Source organism: Mycetohabitans sp. B3, from assembly GCF_021498065.1.
Lineage (GTDB): Bacteria > Pseudomonadota > Gammaproteobacteria > Burkholderiales > Burkholderiaceae > Mycetohabitans.
On record NZ_JAHLKN010000017.1, the window covers coordinates 22,533 to 39,810 of the forward strand.

The 17,278-nt window shown below is 62.7% G+C and carries 15 protein-coding genes and 1 pseudogene; 11 read left to right on the forward strand and 5 right to left on the reverse strand.

The genetic code is table 11. The features are described from left to right. Window positions 1–10: 10 nt before the first annotated feature. A complete protein-coding gene (ccsB, locus tag KQH55_RS03690) occupies window positions 11–1,258 on the forward strand; it encodes a c-type cytochrome biogenesis protein CcsB (protein WP_139337012.1) in 1,248 nt (415 codons plus the stop codon). A gap of 74 nt (window positions 1,259–1,332) precedes the next feature. Here ccsB and lysA read toward each other — a convergent pair whose 3' ends face one another. Next, complete coding sequence (gene lysA, locus KQH55_RS03695; protein WP_076796836.1) at window positions 1,333–2,595, reverse strand: diaminopimelate decarboxylase; 1,263 nt, start codon at window positions 2,593–2,595, stop codon at window positions 1,333–1,335. 3 nt (window positions 2,596–2,598) lie between these two features. Continuing rightward, window positions 2,599–2,922 carry a lipoprotein gene (locus KQH55_RS03700; protein WP_076796837.1) on the reverse strand — a complete coding sequence of 108 codons (324 nt, stop codon included), beginning with the start codon at window positions 2,920–2,922 and terminating at the stop codon, window positions 2,599–2,601. Window positions 2,923–2,957: 35 nt separating this feature from the next. Between KQH55_RS03700 and cyaY the strand changes: the two genes are divergently transcribed. Then, window positions 2,958–3,293 (forward strand): iron donor protein CyaY, encoded by a 336-nt coding sequence (gene cyaY, locus KQH55_RS03705; RefSeq protein ID WP_076785618.1) that lies wholly within the window; start codon window positions 2,958–2,960, stop codon window positions 3,291–3,293. Between the two features lie 52 nt (window positions 3,294–3,345). Here the strand turns inward: cyaY and KQH55_RS03710 are convergent, their stop codons facing one another. Next, window positions 3,346–5,754, reverse strand: a complete 2,409-nt coding sequence (locus KQH55_RS03710) for a penicillin-binding protein 1A (RefSeq protein ID WP_235090216.1) — start codon at window positions 5,752–5,754, stop codon at window positions 3,346–3,348. 227 nt (window positions 5,755–5,981) lie between these two features. On the opposite strand from KQH55_RS03710, the gene pilM reads away from it, so the two are divergent. From pilM to ugpQ, 8 genes are all read left to right on the forward strand, one after another. Next, window positions 5,982–6,950: a pilus assembly protein PilM gene (gene pilM / locus KQH55_RS03715; RefSeq protein WP_235090217.1), complete on the forward strand. Its 969-nt coding sequence runs from the start codon at window positions 5,982–5,984 to the stop codon at window positions 6,948–6,950. Between the two features lie 152 nt (window positions 6,951–7,102). After that, a complete protein-coding gene (locus KQH55_RS03720; RefSeq protein WP_076785615.1) occupies window positions 7,103–7,666 on the forward strand; it encodes a PilN domain-containing protein in 564 nt (187 codons plus the stop codon). Further along, the gene (locus tag KQH55_RS03725) at window positions 7,663–8,709 is read left to right on the forward strand and encodes a hypothetical protein (RefSeq protein WP_235090218.1); all 1,047 of its coding nucleotides are present in this window, start codon (window positions 7,663–7,665) and stop codon (window positions 8,707–8,709) included. The genes KQH55_RS03720 and KQH55_RS03725 overlap by 4 nt, the downstream gene beginning before the upstream one ends. Window positions 8,710–8,849: 140 nt before the next feature. Then, window positions 8,850–10,529 carry a type IV pilus secretin PilQ gene (locus KQH55_RS03730; protein ID WP_373566357.1) on the forward strand — a complete coding sequence of 560 codons (1,680 nt, stop codon included), beginning with the start codon at window positions 8,850–8,852 and terminating at the stop codon, window positions 10,527–10,529. A gap of 245 nt (window positions 10,530–10,774) precedes the next feature. Further along, window positions 10,775–11,383, forward strand: coding sequence for a shikimate kinase (locus tag KQH55_RS03735; RefSeq protein WP_235090220.1), 609 nt, complete (start codon window positions 10,775–10,777; stop codon window positions 11,381–11,383). Window positions 11,384–11,393: 10 nt separating this feature from the next. Then, window positions 11,394–12,470 (forward strand): 3-dehydroquinate synthase, encoded by a 1,077-nt coding sequence (gene aroB, locus KQH55_RS03740; RefSeq protein ID WP_235090272.1) that lies wholly within the window; start codon window positions 11,394–11,396, stop codon window positions 12,468–12,470. A gap of 68 nt (window positions 12,471–12,538) precedes the next feature. Further along, window positions 12,539–13,717 (forward strand): deoxyguanosinetriphosphate triphosphohydrolase, encoded by a 1,179-nt coding sequence (locus KQH55_RS03745; RefSeq protein ID WP_235090221.1) that lies wholly within the window; start codon window positions 12,539–12,541, stop codon window positions 13,715–13,717. A 70-nt stretch (window positions 13,718–13,787) separates the two neighbouring features. Further along, complete coding sequence (ugpQ, locus tag KQH55_RS03750; RefSeq protein ID WP_235090222.1) at window positions 13,788–14,531, forward strand: glycerophosphodiester phosphodiesterase; 744 nt, start codon at window positions 13,788–13,790, stop codon at window positions 14,529–14,531. Between the two features lie 176 nt (window positions 14,532–14,707). Here ugpQ and KQH55_RS03755 read toward each other — a convergent pair whose 3' ends face one another. Next, window positions 14,708–15,082, reverse strand: a complete 375-nt coding sequence (locus tag KQH55_RS03755) for a YqjD family protein (protein ID WP_076785608.1) — start codon at window positions 15,080–15,082, stop codon at window positions 14,708–14,710. A gap of 487 nt (window positions 15,083–15,569) precedes the next feature. Then, entirely contained in the window at window positions 15,570–16,295 is a 726-nt protein-coding gene (locus tag KQH55_RS03760; RefSeq protein WP_076787485.1) for an OmpW family protein, read from the reverse strand. Window positions 16,296–16,496: 201 nt separating this feature from the next. On the opposite strand from KQH55_RS03760, the pseudogene KQH55_RS03765 reads away from it, so the two are divergent. Next, window positions 16,497–17,189: pseudogene (locus tag KQH55_RS03765) on the forward strand (transposase); the annotation flags it as partial. Window positions 17,190–17,278: the final 89 nt, after the last annotated feature.

Here is a 17,278-nt window from a genome sequence, read left to right on the forward strand (position 1 = left end):
AGTGAAGATTATGGATTTGACTCATTCATCTTCCCGGCCCGCCCGGGACTCAGCGGTGGATACGGCGTCACGCCCACCGTACGCCGCCCAAGCCACTGTGTCAGTTGAGGGGCCGTTGGCCGGGCTATCAGACTGGGATACCCGTGCGCTGCTGCACCGCCTGACGTTGCTCGACTGGTTGTTCGCGTTGCTGGTGATCGTGGGCGCGGGCTTTGCGCTGTTGCGCTATCACGCGTACATGAACGTGTATGACGTCGGCGTGTTGTGCGGTACCGCGCCGGCGTTGGTCGTGCTGGCTTGGCGCTGGAAGCCGGTTCGATGGCTGGCGCTGGGCATCGCGGTGCTGGCACTGTCCGGCGTGGCGCTGTATCGCGGCGACCTGGCACGGGCCGAGTCGACATTTTTCCTGAAGTATCTACTGTCGAGCCAGTCGGCGATCCTATGGATGAGCGCGCTGTTTGTCATCGCGACCGTGTTTTACTGGATCGGCACGCTGACGCGCTCGGCCTCGGGCGGCGCGATCGGCTCAAAGCTGACTTGGGCGGCGGTATGGATGGGATTCGTGGGAATGATGGTGCGCTGGTACGAATCGTACCTGATCAGTCCGGATGTCGGCCACATTCCGATTTCGAACCTGTATGAAGTGTTCGTGCTGTTTTGTCTGATCACTGCGCTATTTTATCTTTATTACGAATCGCATTACCGCACGCGAGCGTTGGGTGCATTCGTGCTGCTGGTGATCAGCGCGGCCGTCGGATTTCTGATGTGGTACTCGATATCACGCGACGCGCAACACATTCAGCCGCTCGTGCCGGCGTTGCAAAGCTGGTGGATGAAAATTCATGTGCCGGCGAATTTTATCGGCTATGGCAGCTTCGCGTTGTCGGCGATGGTGTCGGTGGCCTACTTGCTCAAGCAGCGCGGCATGCTGGACGATCGGTTGCCTTCGTTCGAATTGCTGGACGACGTGATGTATAAGTCGATCGCGGTCGGCTTTGCGTTCTTCACGATCGCGACCATTCTTGGTGCGTTGTGGGCTGCCGAGGCTTGGGGGGGCTATTGGAGTTGGGATCCGAAGGAAACCTGGGCGTTGATCGTTTGGTTGAATTACGCGGCCTGGCTGCACATGCGGCTAATGAAAGGGTTGCGTGGCACGCCGGCGGCATGGTGGGCACTGACCGGTTTGCTCGTGACGACTTTTGCGTTCCTCGGCGTCAATATGTTCCTGTCCGGCTTGCACAGCTACGGCAAGCTCTAGGCGGCGCCGCTGCACGGTGATGGCCCGATCGCGACCGCCGCGCGCCGGCGGTACCTTCTGAGCGGTCACCCTGTTCAGTCGGGCAGTGTCGATTCGCCGTCCATCAACTGCGCGAGCGTTTCGCGTCGGCGTGCCAAGTGCACCCGCGCGCCGTCCACAAGTAACTCGGCGGCTCGGGGGCGGGTGTTGTAGTTCGAGCTCATTACGAACCCGTACGCGCCGGCTGACCGTATCGCGAGCAGGTCGCCGCACGCCAGGGCGAGTGACTGATCACGAGCCAACCAGTCGCCACTCTCGCACACTGGGCCGACGATGTCGTAGGTCACCGGTGACTGGCCATCGCGCGGCGCGACCGCATTGACCGCATGATACGCATCGTACATGGCGGGGCGAGCGAGGTCGTTCATCGCTGCATCGACGATCGCGAAATGCTTGACTGCTCCCGGCTTTAAGTATTCGACGCGGGTCAGCAAGATTCCCGCATTGCCGACCAGCGAACGGCCAGGCTCAAACCAGATTTCACGATGGCCATGTCCACGCCGATCGAAATGGTCCAGTATCGTTTTGACGAACGTGCCGATGTCCGGTGGCGTTTCGTCATCGTAGCGAATGCCTAGGCCGCCGCCGACGTCGATATGGCCGATTGGTGCGCCATCTGCCTCGACTTGCGCGACTAACTCGAGTACCTTGTCGATAGCATCGAGGTAGGGGGAAATCTCGGTGATCTGCGAACCGATGTGGCAGTCGATACCCGCGATGCGCAAGTGTTTCATGCCCAGCGCCGCGCGATACGCCGCACGTGCATCGTCGAAGGCGACGCCGAACTTGTTCGCCTTGAGGCCCGTCGAAATATACGGATGCGTCTTCGCATCGACATCGGGGTTCACACGCAGCGATATCGGTGCGATCTGGCCCGATTCACCGGCGACCTGGTTCAGTCGCGCCAATTCGGCCAGCGACTCGACGTTGAAGCAACGCACGCCCGCCTCCAACGCGATGCGCATCTCGGCGGTGCTCTTGCCAACACCGGAAAACACCACGTCGTGCGGCTTGCCACCGGCGGCGAGTACGCGCGCGAGTTCGCCGCCGGAAACGATATCGAATCCGGCGCCCAGGCGCGCAAACACGTTTAGCACGGCGAGATTGCTGTTGGCCTTGACCGCATAATGGATCTTCGCGCAGCGGCCGGTGCACGCGCTCGCATAGGCCTGGTATGCGTCGGTCAGCGCGGCGCGCGAATAGACGTAGAGCGGCGTGCCGTATTGTTCGGCGAGCTGGCCGGCGGGCACGCGTTCGACGTGCAGTTCACCGTTGACGTAGGCGAAGGCATTGACCATGAATCAGCGGGCAGGTTGGGCAGTATCGGAGGCAGACCGCGGGACAGACAGGTTGGGCGCGGTCCGAAGGCCGCGCTGCGATAGGTCGGGGGAGAGCGTCGCGGATGCGCCTATGGCACTGCTGGCCGCCGCCGCGGTGGCGGACGCCGGTTGTGCGATGAAAGCCGGCCGTTCAGGCAGCGGCGGCACACTGGGCAAGTACAACGGGCCGCGCTGTCCACAGCCCGCGAGCACGGCGACGCACCAGGCCACGATACCATACGATATCGCGATGGCACGTGCGAGCGGACCCGCTACAATGCCCGACAATCCTTGAACGACACGCATGACAGACCCTGTCAACCTAACCGGTGGAGTTTAGCATGACCGATACCGAATACCTGGAGCTGGCCGAACAGACGCTCGACGCCGTGCAGACGGCCATCGAGAATGCGGCCGACGAGGCGGGCATCGACGTTGAATGCGAGCGCAGCGCAAACGTGCTGACGCTCGAATTCGACGACGATTCGAAGATCATCGTGAATTTGCAGCCGCCGATGCACGAAATCTGGATCGCAGCGAAGTCTGGTGGGTATCACTTCAAGTATGTTGACGGCGTGTGGCGCGATACCCGCACATCGACCGAGTTTTTTGCGACGTTGTCCGCCGCGGTGTCGCTGCATGCGGGCCAGCCGGTCACGCTCGCGCGCGCGTCGTGAGCCGCCGCGCTGCGCATCATGCTTTCGTGCGCGCCGCGCTTGTGCGACGTGCTCACTGACCCTTAAACAGTTTCATGATGTCCTGTCGTTCGGATTCGTCTACGCTCGCGTTGACACCCGAGTCCGAGGCGGCGCTTGCCGATTCGCCAGTCAGCGCCGAGGCGGGCATGCCGACCGTCGCCACGAAGCCTGAGCCTGGCAGCATATTGGCGTAGTACAGTTCGCCGTCGATGTCCTCGATGCCCGGCGGGCGGGGCATGGTGTAGGTGGGCTTGTCCTTGAGCGCTCGGCCCATGTAATCGATCCAAATAGGCAATGCGAGGCCGCCGCCGGTTTCACGATCGCCCAAGCTGCGCGAGCTGTCAAAGCCGATCCATGCGACAGCGACTAGCGTGTGCTGGTAGCCGGCGAACCAGGCGTCGCGCGAGTCGTTGGTCGTGCCGGTCTTGCCGCCGATGTCCACGCGCTTGAGTGCGTTCGACTTGGCGCCCGTTCCGCGCTGTGCGACACCGATCAGCAGGTTATTCATGATGTACGCATTGCGCGGATCGACCGCGCGCGGCGCATTCTGCTCGGCCACCACCGGCTGCGCTCGCGCGACGAGCGCGCCGCGCGCATCGGTGATCTCGGCAATTAGGTAGGGATTGATCCGGTAGCCGCCGTTGGCGAACACCGCATAGCCGGCGGCCATCTGTAATGGCGTGACGAGCCCTGCGCCGAGTGCCATCGGCAGGTAGGCAGGGTGTTTGTCCGCATCGAAACCGAAGTGCGTGATGTGCTGCTGCGCGTAATGCGTGCCGATATGGCTCAGGATCCGGATCGATACGAGGTTCCTCGACTTCTGCAGCGCGGTGCGCATCGTCATCGGACCATCGTAGCCGCCGCCGTAGTTCTTCGGTTCCCACGCGTGGCCGCCGGGTGTGGTTGGCGGAAAGTACAGCGGCGCATCATTGATGATCGTCGCTGGGCCCAGTCCCTTGTCCAGCGCGGCCGAATAGATGAACGGCTTAAAGCTCGAACCGGCCTGGCGCCACGCCTGCGTGACGTGATTGAATTTGCTTTTGTTGAAATCAAAGCCACCGATCAGCGCGCGGATCGCGCCGTCCTGCGGCGTGAGCGCGATGAGCGCGCTCTCGACCTGCGGCAACTGCACGATGCTGAACGCACCATCCGCGGCCTTGGTGATTCGGATGATCGATCCGGGACGGATGCGCTGGTTCTGCTGCGCATGCTCGGACAAGGCCGCGGCAGCAAAGCGCAGCCCGTCGCCTCGGATGGTGACGGTGTTGCCGTCGATCAGCGAAGCCTTAACCTCGTGCGGGCCGGCTTGCGTGACGACGGCGGCGACTAGGTCGCCGTTGTCCGGATGTTCGAGCAATGCGTCATCGATCGCCTGTTCGCGCTCGGCGGCATCCTGCGGCAATTCGACAAACCCTTCCGGTCCACGGTAACCATGGCGACGGTCGTAGTCCATCACACCCTTGCGCACGGCGCGGTATGCAGCCTCCTGATCCGCCGAATCGATCGTCGTCACGACCTCGAAGCCGCGCGTGTAGGTCTCGTCGCGATACTGCGCGTACATCAATTGTCGCACCATCTCGGCCACGTACTCAGCGTGCACGCTGTACGGCGTGCTCACCGTCTTGAGCACGATCGGCTCGTGTACCGCCGCATCGTATTGATCCGCGTTGATGTAGTGCAACTCGAGCATACGTTGCAGGATGTACTCCTGACGTATTTTCGCGCGCCGGGGATTCACCACGGGGTTGTATGCGGATGGCGCCTTGGGCAGCCCGGCGAGCATGGCCGCCTGAGCGAGCGTCACGTCCTTCAAATCCTTGCCGAAGTACACGCGCGCCGCGCTGGCGAAACCGTATGCACGTTGACCGAGATAGATCTGATTCATGTAGACCTCGAGAATCTGATCCTTCGTCAACGCCGACTCGATCTTGTACGCGAGCAGCATCTCGTACAGCTTGCGGGTGTAGGTTTTCTCGCTGGACAAAAAGAAGTTGCGTGCCACCTGCATCGTGATCGTACTGGCGCCTTGCGCATTGCCGCCCCGGGTGAAATTGGCCACGCCGGCGCGCAGGATGCCGGTCAGGTCAACCCCGCCATGATCGTAGAAGCGATAGTCCTCGATCGCCAGCACCGCCTTTTTCATTACCTCCGGGATTTCGTCGAATCGCACGATACGCCTGCGTTCCTCGCCGAATTCACCGATCAGCACATGGTCCGCCGTATAGATGCGCAGTGGCAACTTGGGCCGATAGTCCGTCAATGCGTCTAACGGCGGCAGGTTGCGCTCGGCAACGATCACCGCGTAGCACAGCATTAGCGCCAGCGCCAGTATCGTCCCGATCAGTAGGGTGCCCAGCGCGAGTAGAACCCGCCACCCTAGCGCGCGTTTGCGCTTTGGGCCGGCCGGAGGAGGAGGGGCGTCAGGCGTCGTCGATTGCATGGGAATACCAAAAACACGAACTCGCGATTATAGCGGGGCGGGCTGACACGACTGATCCCCCTGTCCGCAAGGATGCCTATTGTGGGCGCGACGTGGCGTGAGTGAACCGCTGCTGGCCGATCAGCCGAATGTGCGGCGGCGGCGCAGCTCGCAACAATGTCTGCATGCTTCGTCGAGCGCAGAGCCGGAGCGGTTTCCGGCCGACGCGGCGAAGCAAGGGAGGGAACATGCAGAATGCTTTATTGTCCGTTGGACGCCGGTTCGCGGCAGGAATCGACATTACGCCGTCGGAAATCCGGATGGCGGTGGCCAGCCGCAGGCTGGCTGACGGCGCCGACGTGCGCGTTGAGCACCTGGCGGCGCAACCGCTGCCGGCGGGCGTGGTGGAGGATGGCGAAATTTTGCGGCCCGAATGCGTGTCGCGGGCATTGAGCGTATTGCGCGACAGTATGCCGATACGGCGGTCTCTCGCCGGTGTGCGATACGTGATGGCGTTGCCGCCGGCGGTGACCTACACGGGTGTGACCTCGCTTGCCGAGCTGGCGCGTCGCACGCCCGGCCTCGCTTCGGTGCAGCACGCTTGCGCCGCGTTCGACGAATTGGAGCCGGCCGTGCTGGCCGAGGCCGAACGCCTGTTTGGCGTAGATCCATCGTCGATCGTCGTCGATTGGCTCATGGCGGATCGGGACGACGATCCCGACGCGGTGACGATCACCGCCGCTTCGCGTGATTGGCTCGATATACGGATCGCCACGGCAGCGGCTGCGAACATCGTGCTCAGTACGGTAGACGGCGAGGCTGCGGCCGCACTGCGTGCGTGCCGGCTGCAGGGTGCACTCGTGTTGCCCGCCGGTTGTTGCTGGTGCGCGATATGGGTCGGCGGTGGCACTGTGTATACATGGCTGCTGCGCGGCACGATGGTGCGGCGTGAGTGGCATGCGTTATCTGGGCACCGGGGCCCGATATTGGACGCGCTGGCCTCTGACGACCTCTCGGGAGCTGTGGTGGGCGGCGAGGTTGCCGCGATCGCGGCCGCGGGACTCGATTTCGATGCGTTGCGCGGTGCGCTCGGATGCGATCCGCAGCTATTCCGGTGTGCGCCGTTTTGCCGCGCGCCGATCGCCACACAACCGTGCAGCAACAGTCCTGCGTATGCTGTCGCCTTCGGGCTCGCGATGCGCGGGGTGCTCGAATGAGTGGTGTGTCAGCGAGGGCTCGTGGCGGGCGTTGCCGCGCGGCATGTGCGTTGCTGCTTAGGGACCTTGGCGGTTTCAATCTGTTGCCCCATCGCGCGCGGCGCCGACGCAGAGTTCGTCAACGCAGAGCGTTTGGTGCTGCGTGTGCCGCGTTGGGCGGCGTTGGGGTCGCGGCGATTGTGTCGGCCGCCGCCGGACGCAATGACGTCGCGGCTGAGCAGAACCGGCAACGGCTCGAAAGTGACCTCGCGGCTGCAGCAATTCCGATGGCCGAGTACGCCAGCCTGCAGGCCGAGCTGGGTGCCTACCGCGCGTTTTGCGAGCACGCGACACAACGCGCGGTGCGTAGGGATCAGTTGCTCGCACTGCTCGACCGCCTGTCGAGAGCCGCAGCCCATGACGTGCGCCTGACCGAACTGAGTCGGCACGGCGACGAGACATTCGTCAGCGGGCAAGCCACTGGCCAGTCCGCTTTATCCGCATGGCTCAATGAATTGCGGCATGCGCCAGGCGTGGTTTCGACCAGCGTCCTGTCGTTTCGGCGCGTGCCGCCTGATCGTGAGACCGACGACACAGGTCGCACCACGCCTGCTGGCGCGTTCAACTTTACTGCGCGGTTGACCCACGCCGGTACGCGGCCGCCGATGTCGCCGCATGAGCAGCGTGTGGTTGCGCGAGGTGTGGAGCAGTCCGTCCACGCTGGAGAGGCTTCATGATGGCGCACACAATCGATGCTTCCCTATACGGCTTACGCGGCCAGGCGGCGCTGCTTGCGTCGTGTCGGGCATTGGCGAGGCCGCTAGAGCAGTGGTCGGCCATGCAGTTCCGTATCATGATGGGGGTGTTGGCCGCATTGTCGTTCGGCGGCACGCTGTACGTGTCGCAATCCTCGCACGACGAGCGCATGCGCGCCGAGGCCGTGGCAGTGGCTGGGTTGCGTGCAAAGACTGCACAAGCCCATCGGCAAGTCAGCGCGTTGCCCGCACTCAGGCGCCAGTTGGAAAAGGTGCGTGCTGTGCGGATCGATCCGGACGTCGCACAGCATATGCAACGGATCGACACGTTGGCAGCACGTGCGGGTCTATTACTCGACAGCGTCGAGCCTGTTGCCGAAGTCGCGGTGGGAGAACGCCGAGGCGAGGGGGCGCAAGCAGTCGGCCGGCAGACGGCTAGGCTGGCCGCATCCGGCGATTTTATCAGCGCGTGGTCCTTTCTCGGCTCACTGAGCACGCTGCCGGTGATCGCGGTACCCGACGAGGTCCAACTGAAAGCGGACGGTGGACAACTCTCGTTGCGCGCCCTATTGACGATATACGGAATGCGCGGTGGACCCGGTTTCGCTGCAGCTGGCTGCGGCTGCGAGTGGGTACGCGAGCCCCGCGTGCCGTTGCCGACGCGCAGCCTGGCGGCGGATGCTGTTCGCGTGCATGATGCCAGCTGGGATGCCGCTGTCGAGCGAGGCGTCGATGCTAACCGCAGGCGTGCCGGCAACTCACCTTCGCCGTTGCCACCGGATCCTTTTAGTGGGTCCCGCGCACGCCAGCCTCGCATGGCATCGGTCACGTCACCGGTGCGGATCGGCACGATATGGAGCGGGTCGCGCCGGATCACCGTAGTCGACGCGATCAAACCCCACTTGCCGGCTGCCCCAGGCGATGGCGCCGACTCGGCGGCGGGGGCAATTGCCGACGACGCAGCCTGGGAAGCCAGGCGCAGCGATCATGGACCATCGGCGCCACCAGCGGAGGGCTACGGGTGAGCAGCGTTCGACTCGACAACACGCGTCGCGTGGCGGCGCGGTGTTTCGTGGCCACACTGGGCGTTGCGCTTTTCGGGCTTGCCGGGGCGCTGGCTGACGCCCGCGCGTCGTTGGCCACAGTGCGGCCCGTGTTGCGTGCCATGGCCGAGCACGATGTTCGCATGCTACAACTGCCAAGCTCGGCGATGGCGGCGGGGGCGCCGGCAGCTCATCTTGAGCCCGTGCCGAGGGTTGCGTCCACGTCCACACCCGCGTCTACACCTACGCTTGCACCCGCGTCCGGACCTATACCCGCGCAGACGCCGTTGCCGGCGCCGAAGGCCGACGCGCGGGATGGCGCAGGGTTTTCCGCCTCCCCACCGGCCGCGCGTAGCGGCTCGCGCTCCAGCGCAAATGTGCACGATGGTGCGGACGCGGCTAGACCGATATCCTTGACTTTTCGTGACGCGGAACTGAGCACGGTACTCGGCGCCTTCGCCGAATTCACGGGATCCAACATCATCGTCAGTGACAAGGTTCGCAAAAAAGTGTCGCTGCATCTGGTCGACGTGCGATGGTCCCATGCACTGGCCGCGTTGCTGCAAGCGCACGGACTCGAAATGGAGCGACGCGGCAATGTGATATGGATCGCGCCGGCGGCCGAAATTGCGGCGCGAGAACGCGCGTTGCTGGAGGTGCACGCGAAACGATTGCAGCTGGAGCCGCTGGCTAGCCGCTTGTTCGAACTTCATTATCAGCGGGCCGAAGACGTGCGGACGATGATTTGCGCATCGGGCAGCCAGCGGCTGTTGTCCAGCCGCGGCGCGGCGAATGCCGACCCGCGTACCAATCAATTGTTCGTCACCGATGTCCCCGGCCGGCTGGCCGACATCGCGTCGCTGATCCACGCGATCGATCGGCCGACCCGGCAGGTGTTGATCGAGGCGCGGATCGTTGAGGCGGATGAGGGATTTTCCCGCGCGCTGGGTGCACGAGTCGCGATGCTCAAGCGCGACGGTGGCGATAGCCCGACATCCGGTGGCGAAGTGGCGTCTCAGGGTAGCACCGGGGCGGGACTGCGTGGGCCGATGGTCGATCTGTTGGCCGCCCCGCTTTCCGGGTTTGTGCCGGCCAGCGCGGGCATTGGACTACTGAGCGCGTCGGTATCGAGGCGGCTCGACATCGAACTGAATGCACTGGAGATGCAAGGGCGCGGCCGCGTGGTATCGAGCCCGCGCGTGATCACCGCGGATCGTTTCAAAGCCGTGGTCGAGCAGGGGGCCGAAGTACCGTACCAGACCCGTACGCAGCGGGGCAGCGCGGTACAGTTTCGGCGCGCGACGCTCAAGCTCGAAGTTGAGCCGCGCATCACGCCTCGCGGACATGTGATACTGGACCTCGACATTGCCAAAGACAGTGTCGGCTCTGAGATGTCACATGGGCCGGCGATCCATACGAAGCGGGTGCAGACGCGCGTGGAGGTTGAAAACGGCGGCACGGTTGCGATTGGCGGTATCTATTCCCAGGACGATCGGCAAGACGAGGCCCGCGTGCCCATCCTGGGTGATATTCCGCTGATCGGCGCTTTGTTTCGGCATCGGACCCGAAGTGACCGTCATAGTGAATTAATCATATTGATTACTCCCACCGTCGTCACTGGGCTGCAGGCAACCGCGTCCGGGGCGCGACGCAAGGATCTTAGCGCCACACCAGGGCCCGGCGCCGCCGAAGTGGGGCAGCGTCGGCACGCCGAAGCGGATCCTTTGCAACGTGCCGAAGCGGATCCGCTGCAGGGTAGCGAAGCAAATTCTTCTCAGGGTGCCGATGCAGATCCGCCGTAGCCTGCTGAAGCGAACTTGTTGCAGCCAACCGGGGCGAACGCACTACGACCTGCCGAGGCGGGTCCGTCACAGTTCGCCGAGCAGGACGCACAAGAAACCGAGGGGCAGCATGAAGGGTGATGCGCAAACCGTTCGCGCCGCCCGTCGCGATGCGTGTTCCGGCTCCATAAGTACGGTGGTACTGCGCTGCGGCCTCGACAAACAACAACGTTTGCAATTAAGCTGCGCGACGGACCAGTAGATTCATGTCAATGACACAGTTGCTCGACGCGACGGCAAACGCCAGCGTTTTTTTCATCGGATTGATGGGGGCGGGAAAGACGACGGTTGGCCGTGCTGTTGCCCGTCGCCTCGGACGCCCCTTCGTCGACTCCGATCACGAAATCGAAGCCCGTACGGGCGCGCGCATTCCTGTGATATTCGAGCACGAGGGGGAGGATGGCTTCCGCCACCGGGAATCGGCGATCATTGACGAGCTGACGCGCCGTCCAGGCCTAGTCCTGGCGACGGGCGGAGGCGCAGTGATGCGACCCCAAAACCGTGAGTGGCTGCATGCACGCGGTATTGTCATTTATTTGCGCGCCACGCCACATGACCTATGGCTGCGCACCCGTCGCGACAAAAATCGTCCGCTGCTGCAGACCGATGATCCGCGCGGTAAGCTGGAGTCGCTGTTCGCGTTGCGGGATCCGCTGTATCGTGAATGTGCGCATTTCGTGATTGAAACCGGACGGCCCACCGTCAATGGTCTTGTCAATATGGTACTCATGCAACTGGAACTGATCGGCATCCGCCCGCAACCCGACTGCGACGCACCGCAGGATGCTCTGCCGCCCCATGACAATGCTTGTTGAGTCGCCCCGTATGATCCATGTCGAAGTCGAACTGGGCGAGCGCGCCTACCCAATCCATATCGGTGCGGACTTGATCGACCGGGAAGCGTTGTTCGCGCCGCATATTCGTGGGACCTCGGTGGCCATTGTGACCAATGCCACGGTCGAGCCGCTGTACGGCACGCGGGTACGGGCAGCGCTTGAGCGTGCCGGCAAGCGCGTGCAGACGATCGTGCTGCCCGATGGCGAAGCGCACAAGAACTGGCAAACGCTGAACCAGATATTCGATGCGTTGCTGGGTCAGCATGCGGACCGTAAGGTGACGTTGGTCGCGCTAGGTGGCGGTGTCATCGGTGACATGACCGGCTTTGCCGCCGCATGCTACATGCGGGGCGTGCCGTTCATCCAAGTGCCGACCACGTTGCTGTCCCAGGTCGATTCGTCGGTCGGAGGCAAGACCGGCATCAATCATCCGCTCGGCAAAAATATGATCGGTGCGTTCTACCAGCCGCAAGCGGTGATCGCCGACATCGGCACGCTGGGCACGCTGCCGCAGCGCGAACGTGCCGCCGGCCTCGCTGAGGTCATTAAGACAGCGGCTATCGCGGATCCGGCATTCTTTGACTGGATCGAAGCGAATATCGACGCGTTGAATCATTGTGACGCATCGGCGCTGGCACGGGCGGTCAAGCGCTCCTGCGAGTTAAAGGCGAAGGTGGTTGCCGCCGACGAGCGCGAGGCAGGCTTGCGCGCAATACTGAATTTCGGCCATACGTTCGGTCATGCGATCGAGACCGGCCTCGGGTATGGCCAGTGGCTGCATGGCGAGGCGGTCGGTTGCGGGATGGTGATGGCCGCGGACCTGTCGGTACGGCTTGGCTTGCTGGACGAGGCTACGCGCGATCGACTGGGCCGATTGATCGGCGCAGCGCACTTGCCCACGCGCGCGCCGGCACTTGGCACGGATCGGTATGTCGAACTGATGCAGGTCGACAAGAAGGCGGACAGCGGTACGATAAAGTTCATCCTATTGAAGCGGATCGGTGACACGCTGATCACCAGTGCGCCCGATGCTGATGTGCGCGCGACACTGGCGGCGAGCGTCTGAGTTCATGCCCCAGCGTCCGAGCGGCTGAAGCAGGGCGGCAGCAGTCGTTGCTCAAGGAGTGTCGGTAAGTGAAGAGTGCATACGAAGGTCAATTTCGGCATAGGGTGCCGACATTGTGCGATCTCGAGGATCATCTGGCGCCGTATGCGGTGTCTTCACGGCTGTCCCGCGGGCGCCGCCATCCGGAACCCGCGCCGGATTCCCGGACCGAGTTCCAACGCGATCGGGACCGTATCATCCATTCGACGGCGTTCCGGCGCCTCGAGTATAAGACGCAGGTGTTCGTGAATCACGAGGGCGACCTGTTCCGCACGCGACTCACCCACAGTCTGGAAGTCGCGCAGATCGCGCGTTCGGTGGCGCGTAACCTGCGCGTCAACGAGGACTTGGTTGAAGCGATCTCGTTGGCGCACGATCTCGGGCATACGCCGTTCGGCCATGCCGGACAGGATGCGCTGAACGAATGCATGCGCGAGTTCGGTGGATTCGAGCATAATCTGCAAAGTCTGGCAGTCGTTGATGAGTTGGAGGAGCACTATGGCGGATTCAACGGCCTGAATCTGTGCTTTGAGACCCGCGAGGGTATTTTGAAGCACTGTTCGCGTGAAAACGCGCGGCGCTTGGGCGAGCTAGGCGAGCGCTTTCTGCGCGGGCGCCAACCTTCCATCGAGGCGCAGATCGCCAACCTTGCCGACGAAATCGCGTACAACAATCATGATATCGACGATGGGTTGCGCTCGGGACTGCTGGCCCTGGAGCAGCTCGATACGGTCGAACTGTGGCGTGAGCATCATGCATTGGCGAGGCAGGCCCATCCGACATTGGATGGGCGGCGGCTAATCCACGAAACAATACGGCGGATCATCAATACGTTGATCGTCGATTTGATCGGCGCGACGGCTGAACGCCTGGCGATGGCGAGGCCAGACTCGGTCGATGCGGTTCGCGCATCGGCGCCGCTGGTCGCGCACAGTGACGCGATCGCGGCGCAAGCGCGCGAACTCAAACAGTTCCTGCTTCACAACCTGTATCGCCATTATCGTGTGATGCGCATGGCGAATAAGGCGCGTCGCGTGGTCGTGGGGTTGTTCGATGCGTTCCGAGACGATCCGCGCTTGCTGCCGCCTGATTACCAGCGCGATGATGCGGCGACGCAGGCTAGACTCATAGCGCATTACATCGCCGGGATGACGGATCGGTATGCGCTGAAAGAATATCGCCGTTTGTTCGTCATCGACGACGGCTAAACTCCCACGCTTGCCTTCCCTGCGCGTCGACTTGCGCTGCTTTCACCTTTGTTCAAGTGAGGAATGCAAGGTGGCCGATTGGCCTTATCCGCGCGTGGTCGCGCACCGGGGTGGTGGTACGCTGGCGCCGGAAAATACACTAGCGGCGATCCGCGTCGGCGCGGAGCTGGGGCTCAAGATGGTTGAGTTCGATGCTAAGTTGTCCGCCGACGAAGTGGTTTTCCTGCTGCATGACGATACAGTGAACCGGACCAGCGACGGCCGGGGTGCTGCGCAGCGCAAACAGTACACGGCGATTGCCCGGTTGGATGCCGGCAGCTGGTTCGACGGGCGTTTCCGTGGTGAACGGATGCCGACGCTGCAGCAGGCGAGCGAGTGCTGTAGCGCGCTGGACTTGGCCGTCAACGTCGAAATTAAACCGTGTCCGGGGCGCGAAACCTTGACTGGGCGCCTCGTGGCAGGCGAAGTGGCGCGATGGTGGGCGGGCGCCACGCCGCCGGCGCTGCTCTCGTCGTTTTCCCTCGAGGCGCTGTACGGCGCGCGCAACGTGGCGGCGCAACTACCTCGCGGCTGGTTGGTCGGCGCCATGCCGGCGAACTGGCGCGAGCATGCCCGTGCGCTCGGCTGTGTCTCATTGCACGTGGACCACCGCCAGTTAACTGCCGCACGTGTTGCGCAGATCAACGAAGCCGGCTTGCGCGTCCTTGCCTACACCGTCAATATGCCGGAACGCGCCCGCGAACTTGTCGAGTGGGGCGTCGATACGATCTGTACAGACCGCATCGACTTGATCGGCGCGAACTTCTTCGGCTAGGGCGACGCGCTTGCGCCGCGCCACGCACGGCGAGCCCCCTACGTTGAGCCGGTAATTCGCATACCGTAGGAAGATGCCGTACTACGTAAGAGGTTGGCACCGTGGAGGTACGCCACCCGTCGGTGGAAATATCGGTCCGTCAATGTGGCGTGTACCAGCATCACGATGCCGCGCCGCTAAGCGCGTCCCAGTAACAAACCCAGCAGCAACGCCGCGCCGGCAGCTGCAGCGACGGCCTGCCATGGGCGCTCATGGACATATTCGTCCGCCCCGCCCCATGCGGCCTGCGCGCGGCGTTTCACGTTCTCCTGGACATCCCCCAAGCGTGAGCGCGTGGCTTCGATCTTGTCCCGCAATTGCTGGCGCAAAATCTCGACATCGGCTTGAGTACTGTCCGTTAGCGTATTTTCCAATTCGGACAACAGCTCACGTACTTCAGCGCCGGCGTCCTGCACGGCATGGCGCCCATGGTGTGCGATACGCTGCGCGTGGCGACCGGTCTTGTCGAACGAATCCTCTAGCGCCTGGCGTGTATTTTCCAAATTTGTCATTCCAGCTTTCTCCAGATAGTGTCGAAATGTTCGACGGTGTTGCAAAAAAGCCACTCTTGGTGGCACGCGACGTGCGTAGATGCACTGAACAGCGGTGGCGTGCGCGCGTCGATACGCCACGTTAGATTGGTCCTGCGACCCCCGATTGGCTTCTTGACGGCGGTGGCAGTACGCAATGCGGCTGTCAGTGCCGACACAGTGAAGCACATTGCAGGCCAACCCGGAGGTTGTTGGCGCCGTGCCGATTAAGGCTGGTGATAGCTGCGCCGGTCAAGACGGGCATTACGGAAGTAGGCGGTGCGCGGGTCCAGGCAGGTGGCGCGCAGTTAGACAGCGTGCGGAGCTAGATAGCACGCGGAGCTAGACAGCGCGCGGGGCAGGTACTACGGAGGCCAGCGTTGCACGGGCCAAAGCGGGCGGTACAGCTGCAAGCGCCGCTCCCGGGGTGGAAGAATGTCAGCATGGCTTCCCCCCGGCGCGTTGAGCGTCAGAAGCGGTAGCCGACGTTTAGGAACGTGACGAGCGGATTCAGCTTGATGCGCGTGTGGCTCGTGACGTTACGCACGCCAACCGGTGTTTGCGCGACGCTATGCAGTGTGGCATCGGTTGAAAATGGCAGGAACGATACGGAAAAGCTGGCGAAAATGTGCTTGTTGAAGTTGTACGCGAAACCGGCGTTGAACACTGGCGCCCATGCGCTGTCTACGTCCACAGAGGTCGGGCCATGCAACTGTTGCGACACAAACGTTGGATTCGTGATCCGCGCGTTGGTGAACCAGATGTAGCTTACGCCGATTCCGACAAACGGACGAAACGCAGCATCCGCATTGCGGAAGTAGTATTTGAAGACGAGCGCGGGACTCCATTGCCGTGCCTCTCCGAGTTTGCCGTACGAGGCGAGGGTGCCGCCGCCACGCAGGTCGAATTTGGGCGGAATGCCCGCATCGGCTTGGACGGCGAAATTGTCAGTGATGAAGTACCCTGTGGAGAGGCCAAAAGTATCGGAGGAGCCGATACTAGCGCTCGAACCAAGGACCGCGATGTTGACGGGGGAGCCGCCGACGTTCGTGATTTTCAGTACGTCGCTGCTGTCTTGCGGCGCAAGATGGAACCAACCGGCTGCCATATAGGCGCTGCCAGCCGTTTGAGCATGTGCCTGATTGAAGCAGCAAGCAATAGCCGCGAGCCCTGGAATGGCTTTGATGATGTGTATTAATTGCACTGTGCTCCTCCATTTTTTTTAAAGTCCACCCATTATGCAGACAACGTTTCAAACGAACCATAGTCCTGCGTTAGAGCATTTTCCCTAAAGCTGGACGCAGCTGGCTTTGCACGCCGCGTCGTGCGCGAGCGCCGCGGGATGATTGACTCCTGTGGGTATACACCAAGTGCGATCTAAACGGAAATTCCTGCAATGGCCCGGTTAGCACGTCTTTATGTCCCCGACCAGCCGCAGCACGTAATACTGCGAGGCATCGATCACCAGCCTGCTTTCGTCGATGACGAGGATTATGCGCTGTTTGTTGAATGCCTGAAAACAGCATCACGCGACCACCAGCTTGCGGTCCACGCGTACGTCCTGATGCCATCGGCGGTGCAGTTGCTGGCGACGCCGCGCGAGGAGTCCAGCCTTCCCAAAGCGATGCAGGCCGTGGGTAGGCGCTACGTCGCGCACTTCAACCGTCGCTATGGACGACGCGGTACGCTGTGGGAAGGGCGTTACCGCGCCACGGTGTTCGAAGCAGAACAGTATTTTATGCTGTGCAGCCGGCTGGTGGAACTCAGTCCGGTGCGCGAGCGCCTCGTTTCTTCTGTTGACGCGTATCGGTGGTCCAGCTATCGACACCACGTTGGCCTCGTACTCGATCCGTTGATTACCGACCATCCGCTGTATTGGGCGCTGGCCAATACGCCGTTCGAGCGCCAGCACGCATACAAACAGCTGTGTGAGCAGGCGTTGGATGAAAACGCAGTCAATGAGTTGCAGCAGGCCACGCTCAAGGGGTGGGTGCTGGGGAGCGAAAGTTGGCGTGACTGGGCGGCCCGGCAGGCGAACCGCCGCGTGTCACCGTTGCCGCGTGGACGCCCTCGTAAGATGCGGGACGACGATGGTCAGGGGGCGGCCGGTGCGCAGCCGCCTGGTGCAGAGGCCGGAGGCGAGGCCTCGACTGCTGCGCGTCCGCCAGGTGATGTGCC